This is a genomic window from Weissella bombi (assembly GCF_900094835.1).
Classification (GTDB): Bacteria; Bacillota; Bacilli; order Lactobacillales; family Lactobacillaceae; genus Weissella; species Weissella bombi.
Window position 1 is genome coordinate 53,948 of the sequence record NZ_FMAO01000001.1, and the last position, 18,465, is coordinate 72,412.

At 36.3% G+C, this 18,465-nt stretch carries 15 protein-coding genes; all 15 read left to right on the plus strand.

All coding sequences use genetic code 11. The features are described 5' to 3' along the window. Positions 1-239 precede the first annotated feature (239 nt). The 15 genes from lplA (at position 240) to GA0061074_RS00375 (ending at position 18,439) form a co-directional block, all read left to right on the plus strand. Positions 240-1,238: a lipoate--protein ligase gene (lplA, locus tag GA0061074_RS00305; protein ID WP_092461110.1), complete on the plus strand. Its 999-nt coding sequence runs from the start codon at positions 240-242 to the stop codon at positions 1,236-1,238. 15 nt (positions 1,239-1,253) lie between these two features. Further along, positions 1,254-2,390, plus strand: a complete 1,137-nt coding sequence (locus GA0061074_RS00310) for a thiamine pyrophosphate-dependent dehydrogenase E1 component subunit alpha (protein WP_092461111.1) — start codon at positions 1,254-1,256, stop codon at positions 2,388-2,390. Between the two features lie 2 nt (positions 2,391-2,392). Then, on the plus strand, positions 2,393-3,373 hold the full coding sequence (locus GA0061074_RS00315; RefSeq protein WP_092461112.1) for an alpha-ketoacid dehydrogenase subunit beta: 981 nt from the start codon (positions 2,393-2,395) through the stop codon (positions 3,371-3,373). Next, a complete protein-coding gene (locus tag GA0061074_RS00320; RefSeq protein ID WP_092461113.1) occupies positions 3,366-4,679 on the plus strand; it encodes a 2-oxo acid dehydrogenase subunit E2 in 1,314 nt (437 codons plus the stop codon). The genes GA0061074_RS00315 and GA0061074_RS00320 overlap by 8 nt, the downstream gene beginning before the upstream one ends. Before the next feature lie 2 nt (positions 4,680-4,681). Continuing rightward, the gene (lpdA, locus tag GA0061074_RS00325) at positions 4,682-6,088 is read left to right on the plus strand and encodes a dihydrolipoyl dehydrogenase (protein WP_092461114.1); all 1,407 of its coding nucleotides are present in this window, start codon (positions 4,682-4,684) and stop codon (positions 6,086-6,088) included. A 34-nt stretch (positions 6,089-6,122) separates the two neighbouring features. After that, positions 6,123-6,920 carry an alpha/beta fold hydrolase gene (locus GA0061074_RS00330; RefSeq protein WP_092461115.1) on the plus strand — a complete coding sequence of 266 codons (798 nt, stop codon included), beginning with the start codon at positions 6,123-6,125 and terminating at the stop codon, positions 6,918-6,920. A gap of 163 nt (positions 6,921-7,083) precedes the next feature. Further along, positions 7,084-8,715, plus strand: coding sequence for a peptide ABC transporter substrate-binding protein (locus GA0061074_RS00335; RefSeq protein ID WP_092461116.1), 1,632 nt, complete (start codon positions 7,084-7,086; stop codon positions 8,713-8,715). A gap of 315 nt (positions 8,716-9,030) precedes the next feature. Then, the gene (locus GA0061074_RS00340) at positions 9,031-10,122 is read left to right on the plus strand and encodes a bifunctional glycosyltransferase family 2/GtrA family protein (RefSeq protein ID WP_092461117.1); all 1,092 of its coding nucleotides are present in this window, start codon (positions 9,031-9,033) and stop codon (positions 10,120-10,122) included. Further along, entirely contained in the window at positions 10,112-12,076 is a 1,965-nt protein-coding gene (locus GA0061074_RS00345; protein ID WP_092461118.1) for a glycosyltransferase family 2 protein, read from the plus strand. Before GA0061074_RS00340 ends, GA0061074_RS00345 begins: the two co-directional genes overlap by 11 nt. Beyond that, positions 12,073-13,947 (plus strand): hypothetical protein, encoded by a 1,875-nt coding sequence (locus GA0061074_RS00350; RefSeq protein ID WP_092461119.1) that lies wholly within the window; start codon positions 12,073-12,075, stop codon positions 13,945-13,947. The genes GA0061074_RS00345 and GA0061074_RS00350 overlap by 4 nt, the downstream gene beginning before the upstream one ends. 9 nt (positions 13,948-13,956) lie before the next feature. Further along, on the plus strand, positions 13,957-14,646 hold the full coding sequence (locus GA0061074_RS00355) for an EAL domain-containing protein (RefSeq protein ID WP_092461120.1): 690 nt from the start codon (positions 13,957-13,959) through the stop codon (positions 14,644-14,646). A gap of 8 nt (positions 14,647-14,654) precedes the next feature. Next, positions 14,655-15,827 carry a GGDEF domain-containing protein gene (locus GA0061074_RS00360; RefSeq protein ID WP_092461121.1) on the plus strand — a complete coding sequence of 391 codons (1,173 nt, stop codon included), beginning with the start codon at positions 14,655-14,657 and terminating at the stop codon, positions 15,825-15,827. Between the two features lie 5 nt (positions 15,828-15,832). Then, entirely contained in the window at positions 15,833-16,468 is a 636-nt protein-coding gene (locus tag GA0061074_RS00365) for an NAD-dependent epimerase/dehydratase family protein (RefSeq protein WP_092461122.1), read from the plus strand. A gap of 18 nt (positions 16,469-16,486) precedes the next feature. Then, positions 16,487-17,290, plus strand: a complete 804-nt coding sequence (gene map / locus GA0061074_RS00370) for a type I methionyl aminopeptidase (RefSeq protein WP_092461123.1) — start codon at positions 16,487-16,489, stop codon at positions 17,288-17,290. Between the two features lie 132 nt (positions 17,291-17,422). Next, a complete protein-coding gene (locus GA0061074_RS00375; RefSeq protein WP_092461124.1) occupies positions 17,423-18,439 on the plus strand; it encodes a zinc-dependent alcohol dehydrogenase family protein in 1,017 nt (338 codons plus the stop codon). Positions 18,440-18,465: the final 26 nt, after the last annotated feature.

Sequence of the window (18,465 nt, forward strand, 5' to 3'; positions counted from 1 at the left end):
AGTTTCATATACGGAACAACCGATAAATAAATAAAAAAAGGCGATATAAGAGCGTAAAACATGCTTTTATATCGCCTTTTTATTTTAAAATATTTAATTTAGTCAATTTTTTTATGAAATAAAATATTCAAACATATCATAATTCATATTTCGATAACGTTTTTCATTGATTAAATATAAGTGCTATAATAAACGCGTAGGGAGTTGTAAGCGCTTTCTTTTATAAAGGGGGGATGGTCGTGAGATACATTAATTACTTAGGCACAGATGCCTACCAGAATATTGCAATGGACAGCTGGTTACTATACAACTTGAAGCCAGATGAACCGGTTTTCACGCTATGGCAGAATAAAAAAGCTGTTATTGTGGGACAAAATCAAAATACGTTTGGTGAAGTTAATCAGGAATATGTAGACAAAGAAGGCGTACAAGTTGTCCGACGCATGTCTGGTGGTGGTGCTGTATATCACGATTTAGGAAATATCTGTTTTACATTTTTTGTGCCAGTTGAGAGTAGTAGTCAAGTAAACTTTAAGCAATTTGTGGAGCCTATGTATAACGCACTACAATCAATTGGGATAGATGCTAAGATCACAGGTCGTAATGACCTGGAAGTAGATGGCAAGAAGGTGTCGGGTAATGCACAACGTTATGCTGGTGGTTATTTAATGCACCATGGTACGTTGATGTGGGACACCGATGTTGATGCAATGGTACGTTCATTGAACGTCGCCGATGAAAAATTTATTTCGAAAGCGGCTAAGTCAGTGCGCGCACGTGTTGGTAATATTAAGAATTACGCACCAGAGGATCAAACTTTAGAAGGATTTATGGATGCACTTCGTTATTACTTATCTGATCAAGGTAAGGATGGCGAATTGGTTCTAACTGACGAGCAGATCGCTGACATTAAGCGTTGGCGTGATGATCGTTTCTCAACTTGGGAGTGGAACTACGGTAAGAGTCCTGACTTTGATTTCGTTAACCATGCAAAATATGCTGGTGGAAGCGTCGATGTTAAGGCAAACGTTCAGAAAGGTAAAATCATGGATATTGATTTTACAGGGGATTTCTTGGGCGTGCGCGATTGGCGTGAAATGAAGGATAAGTTTATTGGACAGACTTTCTCACCGGATTCAATCTTACAAGTTTTAGATGCTAATAAAGATGGTCAATATTTTGGTGGTATTACTAACGAAGAGTTAGCGGTATTGTTTACTGGGGACAGTGATAAGTAGAAAGGGGCTACACGCATGGCAAGTATCGCAGATGCAAATAAGAAGGTTTTAGATTTTGATGGACAGTTGCAAGCGCAAGATGATTTTTTCCCAACACTAAAGTTATTGGATAATGATGGAAAGTTGTTGGATAAGGCTGCTTACAAGCGTTCAGAATTAACAGATGAGGATTTAGTTGAGATTATGAAGCGGATGTTATTTAGCCGTCAGCTAGATATTCGCTCAACGAAATTAGCAAAGCAAGGTCGTTTTGGTTTTTTTGCACCGACTGCAGGACAAGAAGCTTCACAAATGGCATCAGCTTATGCATTTGGTAAGGAAGATTGGTTGTTCCCAGGATACCGTGATATCCCTGAAATTGTTGATAAGGGTTGGCCAGTTTGGAAGGCTATCCTTTGGTCACGTGGACACGCTAAGGGTAACGAGTTTACGACTGAAGAAGGTGAGCCAGTTAACTCATGGATGCCACAAATCATCATCGGTGCGCAATATGTTGAAGCAGCAGGTGTTGCTTTGGGATTAAAGAAGCGTAAGCAAGACGCTGTCGCATATGCTTACACTGGAGACGGTGGAACATCACAAGGTGATTTCTACGAAGGTGTTAACTTTGCTTCAGCTTATAAGGCAAATGCCGTATTCTTTGTTCAAAATAATGGTTATGCTATTTCAACACCACGTGATTTGCAAACAGCTGCACCACATTTGGCTGCTAAGGGTTGGGGTTCAGGAATTCCAAGTCTAGTTGTTGATGGAAACGATCCTTTGGCAATGTACTTAGCTTCTAAGGAAGCACGTGCTTGGGCAGTTGCGGGTAATGGACCAGTCTTGATTGAGACATTGACTAACCGTTTGGAACCACACTCAACTGCTGGTGATGATCCATTACGTTACCGTACTAAGGAAGACATTGCTGAGTGGTGGAAGAAGGAACCATTGATTCGTATGCGTAAGTTCATGACAGAAAAAGGTGTCTGGGACGAAAAGCAAGAAGAAGATTATATTGCTGAAGTAGATAGTTATATCGATGAGCAAATTAAGATTGCCGATAATATCGAAAAGCAAAAGATTTCTGACTTCCTAAAGAACACATTGGAAGTTCCAGGACAAGCTATGCAAGAACAAATTGAGCACTTCGAGAGCGAGGGTAAGTAATTATGGCTAAGAAAACATATATTGCAGCAATTCAGGATGCTTTAGATTTAGCTTTGGAGAAAGATGAAGACACCCTAATTTTTGGTGAGGACGTTGGTGAAAATGGTGGTGTGTTCCGTGCAACCGATGGATTGCAAGCAAAGTACAGTGAAGATCGTGTCTTCAATACACCATTGGCCGAATCAGGAATTGGTGGATTAGCAATTGGTTTGGCAACAACAGGTTACCGTCCAATTATGGAAATTCAATTCTTTGGATTCTTGTTCGAAGTAATGGATTCAATTGCTGGTCAAATGTCACGTGCACGTTACCGTTTTAATGGTACACGTAACATGCCAATCGTTGTTCGTTCACCATATGGTGGTGGAACTAAGACACCAGAAATGCACGCTGATAATTTGGAAGGAATTGTTGCACAAGTTCCCGGTTTGCGTGTTGTAATGCCTGCTAATCCGGCTGATGCTAAGGGATTGTTGCTAAGTTCAATTGAATCAAATGATCCAGTTGTCTTCTTGGAGAACTTGCACCTTTACCGTTCTATGAAGGGTGAAGTCGCAGATGGTTACTACACAACACCATTAGATAAGGCTGCAGTTGCTCGCGAGGGATCTGATGTAACCATTATTTCTTATGGTGGTGCTGTACCACTATCATTAAAGGCTGCTGATGAATTGGCTAAGGACGGTATTGAGGCTGAAGTAATTGACTTACGTACTGTATCACCAATTGATATTGAAACAATCGGTGAATCAGTTAAGAAGACTGGTCGTGTTGTGGTTGTTCAAGAAGCACAACGTATGGCTGGTGTTGCTTCAACAGTTATGTCTGAAATTTCAGAACGCTTTATTTTAAGCTTAAAGGCACCAATCGGCCGTGTGGCAGCACCGGATACAGTTTATCCGTTTGCACAAGCTGAAAACGATTGGATGATTAAGGCCGATGATGTTGTTGCTAAGGCCAAGGAGGTTGTAAACTATGACTGAGATTTTTAAAATGCCGGACATCGGTGAAGGAATGGCCGAAGGTGATATCACTAATTGGTTAGTCAAAGTTGGTGATAAGGTAGCTGTTGATGATTCAGTTGCTGAAGTACAAAATGATAAGTTAGTACAAGAAATTTTGTCACCATACGCTGGAACGGTAACAAAGCTCTTTGTTGAACCAGATACAACTGTTGCTGTTGGTGATCCATTGATTGAGTTTGATGGGGATGGTTCTGGTAGTGCTGCTGGTGAAGAGTCAGCACCTGCTGCCAAGGAAGAAGAAAAGCCAGCTGAACCAGAAGCAGCACCAGCACCAGCTCCGGAGGCTCCGGTAGAACCAGCATCTGCAGGTAATGTTGTTGCAACTAACGGTCAAATTTTGGCAATGCCATCTGTACGTCATTACGCATTTGAAAATCAAATTGATTTGAACCAAGTACCTGCTACTGGTCGCCATGGTCATATTACAATGAACGATGTTGTTGGCTTTACTGGTTCACAATTAGGTGTTGAAGAGCCAGCAGCACCAGCTCCTGAAGCTCCAAAGCCGGAGGCACCTGTTGCTCCAGCCGGACCAGCTCCAAAGATAGAACCAGCTGAGATGAAGTCTGGTCGTCAGCCAATGAGTGGTGTTCGTAAGGCAATTGCTAAGGCAATGTCAGTGCAAAATGCTACGATTCCAACGGTTACGAACTTTGATAGTGTTGAAGTATCAAAGTTGGTTGCACACCGTTCACAATTCAAGGAATCAGCTAAGGAACAAGGCGTTAAGTTAACTTATCTAGCATATGCAGTTAAAGCATTGGCAGCAATGGGTAAGAAGTTCCCAGAGCTTAATGCATCAATTGATATGGATAGCAATGAAGTTATCTATCATGATACTGTAAATGTTGGTGTTGCCGTTAACGCACCATCAGGTTTGTATGTACCAGTTATTGCACATGCTGAGAGCAAGTCAATTATGGCTATTGCAACCGAGATTGCAGACCTAGCAACAGCTGTTCGCGAAGGTACTATTAAGCCAGCACAAATGCAAGGTGCAACAATTACTATCTCTAACTTGGGTTCAGCTCGTGGAACTTGGTTCACACCAATTATTAATGGTAAGGAATCAGCTATCCTAGGTCTTGGATCAATTCTTAAGGAGCCAATCGTTGATGAAAATGGTGAATTGGCTGTCGGACAGAATATGAAGTTATCACTAAGCTACGATCACCGTTTGATTGATGGTATGTTAGGTCAACAATCAATGAATTACTTTAAGAAGTTGTTGGCTGATCCTAGCTTTATGTTGATGGAGGTATAAAAATGGTTGTTGGTGCAGAAGCAACGGATGTTGGTACAGTAATTATTGGCTCAGGCCCTGGTGGTTATGTTGCCGCAATTCGAGCAGCTGAATTAGGCCAAGATGTTACCATCATTGAGCGTGATAATATTGGTGGTGTATGTTTGAATATTGGATGTATCCCATCAAAGGCATTGATTAATGTTGGTCATCATTATCGTGAATTACAAGAAGAAAACCCATTTGGTTTGTCACTGACTGGTAAATTAGACTGGGCAAAGGCACAAGATTGGAAGCAACACAAGGTTGTTGAACAACTTACGGGCGGTGTTGCGATGCTTTTGAAGAAGCACCATGTTCAAGTAATTAAAGGTGAAGCAACATTTACTGATAATGAGACTTTAAACGTCGTGCAAGAAGATGGTCACCAATTGTTGCGTTTTGAAAATGCAATTGTGGCTGCTGGTTCACGACCTGTTGAGATTCCAAGCTTGAAGTTTGGTGGTCGTATTGTTGATTCGACTGGTGTTTTGAGCTTGCCAGAAGTACCTGAGCGTCTAATTGTTGTCGGCGGTGGTGTTATTGGTTCTGAATTAGGTGGCGCATATGCCAACTTAGGATCAAAGGTCACAATTGTTGAAGGTCTTGATCACACATTGAATGGTTTTGATAAAGAAATGACAAAACCAGTGTTGAATGACTTCAAGCAACACGGCGGTGAAATCATCACGTCAGCAATGGCTAAGGGTGCTACTCAAACTGATAAAGAAGTCACATTGACTTATGAAGTTGATGGTAAGGAACAAACGGTTACCGGTGATTATCTTTTGGTATCGGTTGGACGTAAAGCTAATTCCGATACGCTTGGATTAAACAACACTGATATTAAAGTTGGTGATCATGGTTTGATTGAAGTAAATGATCAGATGAAGACGAGTGTATCTCACATTTACGCAATTGGTGACATTGTTGCCGGTCCAGCCTTGGCTCACAAAGCAAGTTTTGAAGGTAAGGTCGCAGCAGCAGCTATTAGTGGCGCTGCGAATGCACGTGATTTGCACTACTCATTACCAGCTGTTGCTTATACACAGTATGAACTTGCTACTACAGGAGAAACGCCAGATTCTGTTAAAGAAAAGGGCTTGAATGCTAAGATTAGCAAGTTCCCATTTGCAGGTAATGGACGTGCATTAGCTATGGATGCAGGTGTCGGCTTTATTCGCTTGATTACCGATAAAGAGAGTAATGCAATGCTAGGAGCTCAAATTGTCGGTCCATCGGCTTCAGATTTGATTTCTGAGCTTTCATTGGCAATTGAGAATGGTTTAACTTCAGAAGATATTTCTTTGACTATCCATCCACATCCAACTTTGGGTGAAGCAATTATGGATGCAGCCGAAGTAGCGGATGGTTTGGGTATTCATGTATAATAGATAGAAATAACTAAATTGAGGTGGGTAAGCAATGTCTTTCTTTAAAACAAATGACGGTGTGCGATTACATTACCAATTTGATGGTAATTACGATCAACCGGTAGTTGTACTGCTAGGTGGGTATACAAGTATGATTACGACCTGGACGGCACAAGTTGATGATTTTAAACAAGCTGGTTTTCGTATTTTACGTTTTGAATATCGTAATCATGGTCAAAGTGAGCAAACGGACAAAGGTTTACGCATTTCACGGTTAGCGATGGATTTACAAAATCTGTTGGAATATCTACATGTTGAAGATTTTAGCTTAGTTGGTCACTCAATGGGAGCAATGGTGGCTAGTCAGTATATTTCTTTGTTTGGTGACCGGCATGTTAAAGCTTTGGTAACTGAAGATCAGACGCCTAAAATGTTAAATGAAGATGGTTGGCAGTATGGTATTGCTGATTCTTCATTTAAAGAAATTAGTCGAATTGCTGATGATTTTTCCAAAACGAAGTTAATTCGCCAAACCATCGATAAAGAATTGAAACAACAAGTTTCAGCTGGTTACGTGCCATTTAATTTCAAAAAGAATCGGCCATTAATGGTTGATGGTATTGTTCAGGACTGGCGAGATGTTGTTGTAAATGAACGTATACCACATTTGTTTTTAGCTGGTTCGGAGTCACCTTTGTACCCATTTGCACATGCGCAAGCTGCAAATGATTTGCACAAACAAGCAGATTCTGCCGTGTACGTATTTGAGGGTGCGGGTCATATTCCACACTTAGAATTTTATAATGAATTTAATCGTATTGTTATTGAGTTCATTAAGAAAGCGCAATAAAAGTTGGCATTCAGCTGTTAGCTTGTATGTTATAAAAGGTCAAAGCCTAGTGCTTTGGCCTTTTTTATTACCTGAAAATAAAATTAAAAAATAATTAGACTAAATGAGGGTTATATGGTAATATAATGAAACATTAACAGATAGGATGTAGAAGGTGGCAATTATGAGAAATATTGGAAAAATTACTGCATTAGCGGCATCAGTTACAATGATTGGTAGTGTTGCATTACCGACTGTTACGGCTTCGGCGGCAACAACTGGTAAAACGATTAATTGGTCAGAAGTAGCGGCATTGCCAACAATGGATCCAGCTAAATCAACTGATACTGTGTCAGCTGATGCAATTGGTGCTACGGGGTTACCATTAGTGCAATTTGGTAAGGGAAATAAGTTAGAGAACGAAGCAGCTAAAAGTTATGATAAATCATCAGATGGACTAACCTATACATTCCATCTACGTTCAGGTTTGAAGTGGGAGAATGGGGATGATTTAACTGCTAAGGATTTTGTTTACGGATGGCAGCGCTCAATTGATCCTAAGACGGCATCGGAATATGCTTACTTGCTTGATAGTGTAAAAAATGCAAAAGCTATTCAAGATGGTGATAAGCAACCGACTGATTTAGGAATTGAAGCAGTCGATGATCATACATTGAAGGTAACATTAGAGTCACCTTCTTCATATTTCTTACAGGAAATTACGATGCCTGTTTTCTTCCCACAGAATGAAAAATTCGTCAATGAGCAGGGAAGTAAGTATGGAACATCTGCTAAAACTTATTTGTCAGCAGGACCTTACAAGTTAAAGGGATGGTCTGGATCAAACAACAAGTACTCATTTGTAAAGAATGATAAGTACTTTGATGCGAAGAAAGTTAAGACTAAGAAGATTGCTGTTCAGACTATTAAGGACCAAAACACAGGTTATAATTTGTATCAAGGAAAGAAATTAGATTTTACACCGCTCTCTCCTGATCAGGTTAAAGCATCAAAGAATAAGAAGGGCTATGAAGAAATTAAAACTGGTGCAACGCAAGCTTTGCAGATGAACCAAGAAAAAGTTCCTGAGTTTAAAAATGCGAAGATTCGTCAAGCGGTCTCTTATGCAATTAATCGTAAGACATTATCAGATAAAATTGTTACAGGTTCAGCTATTCCGGCAACAACTTATACACCTAAGGGCTTAGTTAAGAATCCAAATAATAATAAGGATTTTGCTACTGATGCTGAAGTAAAGGGTGCAATTAAGTTTGATAAGAAGAAAGCAGCAACGTTATTTAAGCAAGGCTTGAAAGAGGAAGGTAAGTCTAAGTTATCTGTACAATTGTTAACCGATGATGATGACACTTCAAAGCGTGTTTCACAATTCTTGCAAGAGCAATTAGAGCAGAACCTAAAGGGAATGGATGTTTCAATTAAGACTGTGCCAAAGAAGCAACGTTTGAAGTTGAGTACTGATGGAGACTTCCAAATGTTGAACTTTGGTTGGTTAGCCGATTATCCTGATGCTTCATCATTCTTGGATTTGTATAAGGCTGATGCATCATATAACTACGGTAAGTGGAAGAATGCTGACTACGATGCTGCATTAGAAAGCGCCGAAGTTAAGAATGCTAATAATAAGAAGCCACAATATGATGACTTCAAGAAGGCTGAACAAATATTAGAGAAGGAAGCTGGTGTGGCACCGCTATACTATCGTTCAACAGCTTCAATGTTGAATCCAAGCGTTAAGGGTGTCATTGCTAACCCAACAGGTGCACCATTTAATTTCAAGTATGCTGTTAAGCATTAATCATTAAAAACTAGATAGAAAAAATTTCAGACTCATATAAGGATGTCATATATTTTGATTATATATCGAAATATGTGGCATCCTTATTTGTATTAAATGGGGTATATGAGAATTATTAAAAAATATTTTTAAATATTCATAATTATATAAATTAATAAAATGAAATGCCTTACATTATTACACATACCATTTTTATCATGACTTATTTATTTATTTTCAACATATACAAATTGGTATAGGTATTGACTTGGAAAACTTTACTTTGTATTATATTAAAGCTAAGTGCTAAAATAATAAATTCGTGAGATAAGAGTTATGAAAAATAATAATTTATGTAATATTGGTATACTAATTCCTGCTTTTAATCCTGATATGAAATTATTACAGTTAATTGATAATTTATATCAGCAAAGTAATTTTGATCAAAGAATCATTATTATAGATGATGGATCAGATGGACAAGATATTTTTAATCAAATTAAAATGAATTTTTCAGATATTGTTGTGCTACACCATGTGGTTAATGAAGGAAAAGGGGCAGCATTAAAAACTGGATTTAAGTATATTGTTGAGAATTATCCTGATATTTTAGGGATTGCGACTATGGATGCAGATGGACAACATTTGGTTGAGGATCTTCGAGCGGTTGAAAACACATTTATCAAAAATATGACGGCGTTAGTTATTGGCAGTCGTACATTTGGAGATGATGTACCCCTAAGGAGTCGATTCGGAAATTTGTTGACCAATAAATTAGTTAGCTTGTTAGTAGGAATTAATATAAATGATACACAAACTGGATTACGTGTGATACCAATAAAATATGTAAAGCAATTATTGTCGTTCAAATCAAATCGTTACGAATTTGAATTTGAAATGCTCTTGTCAGCAAAGCAATCAAATGTCGAACTTATTGAAGTACCAATTCAAACAGTTTATTTAAATGATAATGAAACATCACATTTTAGAGTGATTGCAGATTCAATATCAATTTATAGTCGTTTTTTTAAATTTGCTTTTAGCGGATTAGGTTCGTTTCTAATTGATTTTGTTAGTTTCTACATATTAGTTAATTTTATGATGAATGCAACTTCATCCAACTTCATTTTATTAACTACAATCATAGCGCGCTTATTATCAGCTATTTTTAATTACGGTGTTAATAAAAAAATTGTATTTCAAGATCAAGGATCAAGAACGTTATTAAAGTATGTCACATTAATGTTTGTACAAATGATAACATCTGGTTTGATGACTACTTTAATGAGTGAACTAACAGGCCAGCTACATTCAACATTTTGGATAACGTTTATTAAATTATGGATAGATTTCTTATTGTTTTTGATTAGTTATCAAATTCAAAAGAAGGTGGTGTTTAAGCCAGTGGAGGGGAAAAGTGAAGCTTAAATTTTATCAAAAAGCCATTTATGCGTTGGCCATAATATTAACCGTTTTGTATTTGATTTGGCGGATATTTTTTACTATTCCAACTTACCATCACTTATTTTCATTTATCATTGCATTATTACTACTATTGAGTGAATTGTTATCCAATTTTACGGCATTCATTTTAATATGGCTACGTTTACGATTTAACAAGGAAAAGGAAGCCCAAATTGCTTTACCCGAAATTGATCGCACAACGATTTGGCCTGACGTTGACGTTATTATTGTGACACATGATGAGGATGTGAAATTATTACAAAAAACAGTCAACGCGGCTGTCAATATGACACCAGGTTTTGGTCAAAATGTGAATATTGTGATAGCTGATGATGGTAATCGCCCTGAAGTTAGGCGTTTAGCTTTGGAAAGTCATGTGCAATATATTGATATGCCAGAAGGAAATCAAGCAGCTAAAGCGGGTAATATTAATCACGCACTGAAATATATTTCAGCACCATTATTAGTTGTTTTCGATGCCGATATGATTCCATATCAAACATTTTTGTTACATTCAGTCCCTTATTTTATTAAAAATAAAAACGACCGAATTGAAGATGATCAAGTTAAAACATTAGGATTTCTACAAACACCGCAGAGCTTTTATAATGCTGATATTTTTCAATACAATTTATTTTCAGAAAAAACAGCTACTAATGAACAAGATTTCTTTTCTCGGGATATAAATATTTTAAATGGTTCAAATGGTGTTGCAATTTTTACCGGATCAGGTGCTTTGTTTATGCGAGAAGCAGTAGATGAAGCCGGTGGTTTTCCGGAAAAAACGTTAACAGAGGATTTTGAGTTAGGTGTTCGTATTAATATGGCTGGTTATACTAGCATATCTACTATGGAGCCTGAATCAAGTGGTATGACACCAATGGATGTGAGAAGCGTTATTAAGCAGCGTGTACGTTGGGCACGTGGTGTAATGCAGAGTTCACGGAATTTGCATATATTTATCAACCGCAAAATTCCATTATTCAACCGTATGATTTTAATAAATGTTTACCTATATTGGTGGTCATTTTTAAGACGAATGTTATTCATCTTAGCACCCATTTTATTTGTGCTATGGCATGTGCAATTGGTTGATGCTAATTTTTGGTTATTACTAATCTTTTGGGCACCAGGCTATTTATTGTTGCATTATGTAATGGATAAAGGAAATACAAACATTCGTGGTGAACGTTGGGGAGAAATTCAAGAAACATTCTTTGCCCCATATCTTTGGTTACCTGTTTTATTAGAAACATTGGGAATTAAACAAAAAAAGTTTAAAGTAACAGCTAAGGTAAGTAAACAATCAACACGAGCATTAACATATAGCCTACCATACTTAATTTTGTGGATTTTGGATTTGTGGTCACTTATTGCTTTTAATTATGGTAAGTGGGGTTCAGAAATAATGTATGGTGCGGTTATTAGTTTCTGGCTAATAACGCATTTAATTAATTTGACGTTTAGCTTGTATATTTCATGGGGAAGACCAATTAACCGACAGTCGGAACGTTTCTCGCGTGAAGTGGCAGGCACGGTAACAACGGTTAACGATAGTAAGGTAGCAATAAAAACCGTTGATGTTTCTGATAATGGGTTGTCATTTGTTGTTTTAGACAACCACATGCTTCACGTTGATGATCACATAACAGTTAATCTGGTACATGATGATATTCAATTTATGGGTATCGTTAAGGTGGCACGTGGTCAGAATAGGTATGGTGCCATGATTGAACAAATAACACCAATGGATCAGAATAAATTGTATGGTCTGATTTATAATGGTAAAAATATGTTGCTTCCTTGGGAACAAGATTCGTGGATGACAATCTATGATGCGTTATTACTGAATATTACTTATCATATCAAGAATGTATGGATGAGAATTAAAATAAGAAGAGAGCAAAGTAAACAATGATTATATTAAAATTACTGCTTTTTGGCTTGTCCTTAATCGGTTATCGACAAGCGATTACTAGATTAGGTGGCAATCGGTATCTGGCATGGTTATTAGCCATCGTTATACAAAGTTTAATGATTTATTTTGCAGCGTTGGCTGGTTATTTGACGATTAGTATATGGCTTGTTTTTTGGTTAGGTCTTTGCTTATGTGCAGCTTCTATTGCTGACAAAATATTTAATAGAAATTTTTACTTTAATAACATTCATGTATTTGATATTTGGTTTATTATTTTTGGTACGCTATTTGCTTTCACGCTTTATCACAGTTCACTAATTCACTATGATAATTTTTCACATTGGGCAACGATGGTTAAATATTTACATTTTGTTGGTGAATTACCTACGGCTGGTCAAAATTTAGTAACGTTTACTGATTATCCACCAGCTACCGCTATATTTTTAACGTACTTTACGACTATTGTTGGTTATCATGAAGGTGTGTTATTAATTGGACAATTTTTAATTATCTGGACGGGTTTATATACCTTATTTGGCATGTTAAGAGATCAAAAAAGAATTTTGATGACGGTTACTTTATTATTAGTAATAAGTTTTATTAACATATTAAATATCAGTATTAGGTTTAATAATTTGCTGGTAGACTGTGTATTAGCAGTATTAGGCGTTGCGGGCATTGCCGCAGTCTATATTAATAAAAATCATCATGCTGGGTGGCAAATTATTAGTACGAGTCTAATTGTTAACTTTTTATTGTTAACAAAAAGTTCAGCAATTTATTTTGCTATTTTGATTTTAATTTATTTTGGTATGTCGGTATTATCAGAAGCTTTTCATAGCCAGAATAAATTAAAAATGTTCATGTTTGCTGTTTTAAAAATTGTCGTTACGATTGCAATTAGTTTTACCGGTTGGTTATTCTGGCGGTGGCATGTAGCAGAAACTTTTTCAAAATTATCAAAACATGCATTAAATGTTCAAGCTTATCAAAGACAGGTTGATCAAGAATCAACACATACGAAGGATTTAATTATCCATAAATTCTTGGCTCATTTGTTCAATATCGACACGCTATTTTTGCAAAGTTTTTTATTGATAAATTTGGTGTTGTTAGCTAGTTGGTTGATTATACGTTTTTTGCTTCATAAAACCAGTTATAGTTTAAGAATATTGTTGGTTAGTGATTTAATAACAATAATGTATATTGTTGGATTATTAGGTATGTATTTGGTTTCTATGCCTTATAGTGAGGCGATAACCTTAGCAGGAATTGATCGCTATTTATCAACAATTGTAATCTTCATAATGTTGATTGCGAGTGTGGTTATGTTAAATGATTACGATCGTTCATCATTTGAACCAAATATAAAACTAAGAAATCGGACTTCTTTTGCTTCTTTGCGTACGAAACAAATTTACCAAGAAAGTACTTTTATCATATTTTTATTGGGGACAGTATTAATGTTATCTGAAATTAATGGGATAAATTATTTAGATAAAATTAATGAACATGCGTTGCCTAAAACAATGCAGCAGATGATTCCCGATGTGACACATTTTAATCATGAAAAAGTATTGGTGATTGATCCAGTTAAAAGTGAAGTTGATAACGCTTATACGAAATATGTTGGTCGTTATTATTTATTTAGTGATCGGGTTGATGGTCGCGAGGCATTTGACGTTTCGACACAAGAATTTAAGTATATAATTAAAGGATATCATTATGTTGTTATCCCTAGTTATCATCAAACTTTTACTAAATTGGCTCACAAAGCATATCATAGTAAAGTGAAAACGGGCATATATAAAGTAGATAATGATGGATTACATGCTATCTCAGCAAAAAAATATATGAGTGAGGTAAATTAAAATCTATCCATGAGTGATTTTTATTTTGTTGGACAACAAATAATTGATGCTAAAACGCATGAGGTACACGATGTTGAATTATTATTACGCTACAAGAAGAAAGCAGGGTTTCCCGAACGAGAGTTTCATAAGTTATTAAACTCTACGTCTACTGAATATATTGCTTATTTGAAGGACTTAGATAAAGCACTTAATTATTTAAAAGAGGAATATCCCGATTATCGTTTTAGCTTAAATTTTACGCAACAAGAACTAGAATTTCCTGAAACTTTAGCATATTTAGAAAATGTTGCTGAAGACATGCGAAATCGTATTCTAATAGAAGTAACAGAAGAAGCACCAGAAAAAAGATTTACAGACTACCCTGAAAATATTAATGTCTCTGCCTTTAAACGGCTGCATGAATTGGGGTATAAGATTGCATTAGATGATATTATGCAGGGTAATAATTCAATTGGTAATTTTATGTTGGTAAGACCCTATATTTCACGAATTAAATGGTCTTTTGTTAATGGTGGTCAGAATTTAAATCAACAACAAATTTATTGGACAATTAAACTGTTACGTAGTTTAACAGTTAACGAACAAATTTCATTGGTTGTTGAAGGTGTTGAAGAAGAAATGGTTTCATATTGGTTATTGACGATGAACGTCCATAACCAACAGGGCTTTTTATTTGCTAAGCCCGAAAAATTGTAAGGACTAGTATGATAGATTTATTTTATTTGATAACAATTCAATTAACGGCAGTTTTAATTATGATTGGGACAATTGCGGTTAATTATGGGTTGAAAGCATTACTTAATAAAGCTAAAGATTCTTTTGTAATGCGTAGAAGATTATTTTGGATTAGGATAATTATGCCTATGGCAGCAATTATCATTACAATGTTAAATTTATTCAAAATGAATTCTTATTGGGTTCAGCTAGAGAGTATTAGTATTGAAGTAGCAATGATGCTATATTTCATAATGTTGCTTCATGACCGCATCTACGTACGCATCAATAATGTGATTATTGTTATATCCTTTATCGTCGCCGTGTTTCAAAACTTTGATACTTTTGTTACACCACAAGGTCAAATCAGGCTATTTATTTCATGTGTGGGATTGTTATCAATTATCTTGATTAATATTTTTACATTTTTCAGACAAACGTTTGTTACCCAGTGGGGTCCGCGCTCGTATATTTTTATTGCGCCTTATTTAATACTATGTTGGATGATGTTTACGGTAGATTCTCGTATAACATTCGGCTTGTTTATTTCACAAGTTTTATCGTCTATCGGTTATATGACAATTTTTTTGCTATTAGATAGGTTGATTAGACAACAGTGGCAATTGTTGTCACGACTTACTAACACAGATTTTTTGACTGGTATTGGTAATCGCCGTGCCTTTGAAGCAGATTTAAGCGTTTATCATAAGAAGTTAGTACCTTGGTACTTAGTAATGTTTGACATAGATGATTTTAAGAAAATTAATGATCAATATGGACATGCCATGGGAGATGCCACTTTACGAATGGTATCGCAGATAATTAATGATCATATTCATACTTTAAAAGTGGAAGCTTCATTCTATCGAGTTGGTGGTGAAGAATTTACGTTATTATTTGCAAATGTTAGTTCTCAACAAGTTTTAACAATTATTTCAGACATTCAGAATATGGTAAATCAGTTGAGTATTACAAACGCGAATGGCGAATCAATTAAAGTCACCTTATCGATTGGTATTACGCAACATGATGTAACTGATACTGAGGAGTTAGCTTTGTATAAGCGTGCAGATAAGTATTTATATCAAGCTAAAAAAAGCGGTAAAAATTTGATAAACTATGAAGGTACTAATATTAGCTCAAAAAATGTTGATTGGAAGTAAAAATTATGAAGATAACAGTGATGGGTGGTACCGGTTACCTGGGACAAGGTATTTTAGCAACAATTATAAAAAATAGTTCTAATTACGATTTAATAAGTATGTCTCGTTCTGGAGATAAAAATAAAGAGAATTTAGTTAGGCCTGTTACCTATATGGCAGTTGATTTCAATAAGTCTGGTAAGTGGCAACAAGTAATTTCATCATCAGATATTGTGATTGATTGCGTGGGTATTTTTTTACCTAGCAAGCGTAAAAATACTAGTTATTATCAAAATAGTGTACAACCAGCGAAACAGGCGATTGATCAAGTTGCTGCGGCTGAAAAATCCGTTAAATTTATCTTTATTGGTGCAAATGCAGCGCCTTGGTTTTTGCGTGATTATATGGTAGCCAAAAAAGAAGTGATTGATTATGGCGTCAAAAAGTTAGATAATCAGTTTGTTGTGGTTTATCCGGGAATGGTTTATGATCGACAACGATTGTTTAATTATGTTCCGGGAATTTTACTCAGCTTTGCAATTAATATATTGCATATGCATTTTCTAAAAAAGTATCGACCTATTAAACGGCGGGTATTTAATTTGGAATTATTAAAAATAATACAAAATAAGCCGAGTGAGTTAACACAAAAAATCAAGTAGGCTGATAAAGGAGAGAAAATGATTACTTTAAAATCTAAGCGAGAAATTTCAGGTATGGCAAAATCTGGTGCTATTCTAGCTGGTGCACACTTGGCATTGCGCGATAAGATTAATGTTGGTATGGATACTTGGGAGATTGAAGAAATTGTCAATCAATATATTTTAGATCATGATGCAACACCTTCAGAAAAGGGCTTTGAAGGTTATAAGTATGCAACATGCATCAGTATCAATAATGAAGTTGCTCATGCAACACCACGTAAGGGTTTGAAGTTAAAGAATCATGACATTGTAACAGTTGACTTTTGTGTTAACTGGCACGGTTATGAAAGTGATTCAGCTTGGACGTATGTTGTTGGTGAAAGCACACCAGAAATTGACCATTTAATGGATGTTACACTTAAAGCTTTGTATCTAGGAATTGATCAAGCACAAGTTGGTAATCGTTTAGGTGATATTGGCTTTGCTATTCAAGATTATGTTGAAAATGAGAACCATATGGGTGATGTCCGTGATTTGATTGGTCATGGAATTGGACCTACAATGCACGAAGAGCCTAATGTCTTTCATTATGGAGTGCCACATAAGGGACTACGTCTAAAGGCTGGCATGGTTATCACAATTGAGCCGATGGTAAATGCTGGCGGTGATTGGGAGATTAAAACGGAAATTGTTCCTGAAACTGGTTGGGAATACTATGTTTCTGGTGATGGTAGCTTATCAGCACAATATGAGCATACGTTAGCAATTACGAACGACGGACCAAAAATTTTGACTTCACAAGATCCAGTGATGGATGCTAAATATTTGTGGCAAGATTAATATTTTTAATGGACTGGCAGACATCTGCCGGTCCTTTTTTGTTCAAAAAATTTTCAATAAAAAAGTTTGTTATTATTTGAGTAAGCGTTTACAATATAGTGAGGGATACTTATATACAAAGGAGAATTTATTATGGAAGCTCTTGTTTTGACAGATATTAAAAAATTAGAGGTTAAAGAGATTGACCGACCAAATGTTTTACCTGATGAGGTTTTGATTCATACTGCATTTGCTGGTATTTGTGGTACTGATCACGCATTGTACGCGGGACTACCAGGTTCAACAGATGCAGTGCCACCAATTGTCTTAGGTCATGAAAATTCAGGTGTTGTCGCTGAAGTTGGGGATGCAGTAACAAATGTAAAAGTCGGTGATCGTGTGACTGTTGATCCTAACATTTATTGTGGTCAATGCAAGTTTTGCCGCACTGGACGTCCAGAATTGTGTGAGAACTTGTCAGCAGTAGGGGTAACTCGTGATGGGGGATTTGCCGATTACTTCACTGCACCAGCATCGGTCGTTTATCAAATTCCAGATAACGTGTCATTGAAATCTGCTTCAGTTGTTGAACCAATTTCATGTGCCGTTCACGGTATTAAGTTATTGAAGGTGTCTCCTTATCAAAAGGCTTTGGTTATTGGAGACGGCTTTATGGGTGAACTATTTGTGCAATTACTACAAGCATATGGGATTCATCAAGTTGATTTAGCTGGTATCGTAGATGAAAAATTAGCTATGAATAAAGAACAATTTGGTGTTAAAAACATTTTCAATACTAATAAGGGTGACGTCGTACCCGCAGAAGAATATGATGTTGTTGTCGAAGCAGTTGGTATGCCACAAACGCAAGAAGAGGCTATTGCAGCCGCTGCACGAGGTGTACAAGTGTTGATGTTTGGTGTTGGTGGACCGGACGCTAAGTTTGAAATGAATACTTATGATATTTTCCAAAAGCAATTAACCATCCAAGGATCATTTATTAATCCAAATAGTTTTGAGGACTCATTGGCATTGCTTTCATCTGGTAAATTAAATGTTGAGCCATTAATGTCACATGAACTAGACTATAAAACAGTTGACGATTTTGTGAATGGTAAGTTAGGTGTTGTTTCAAAGGCTGTTGTTAAAGTGAATGGTGAAGAAGCCTAAGCGTTTTAAATTAATATAGTTAAAAA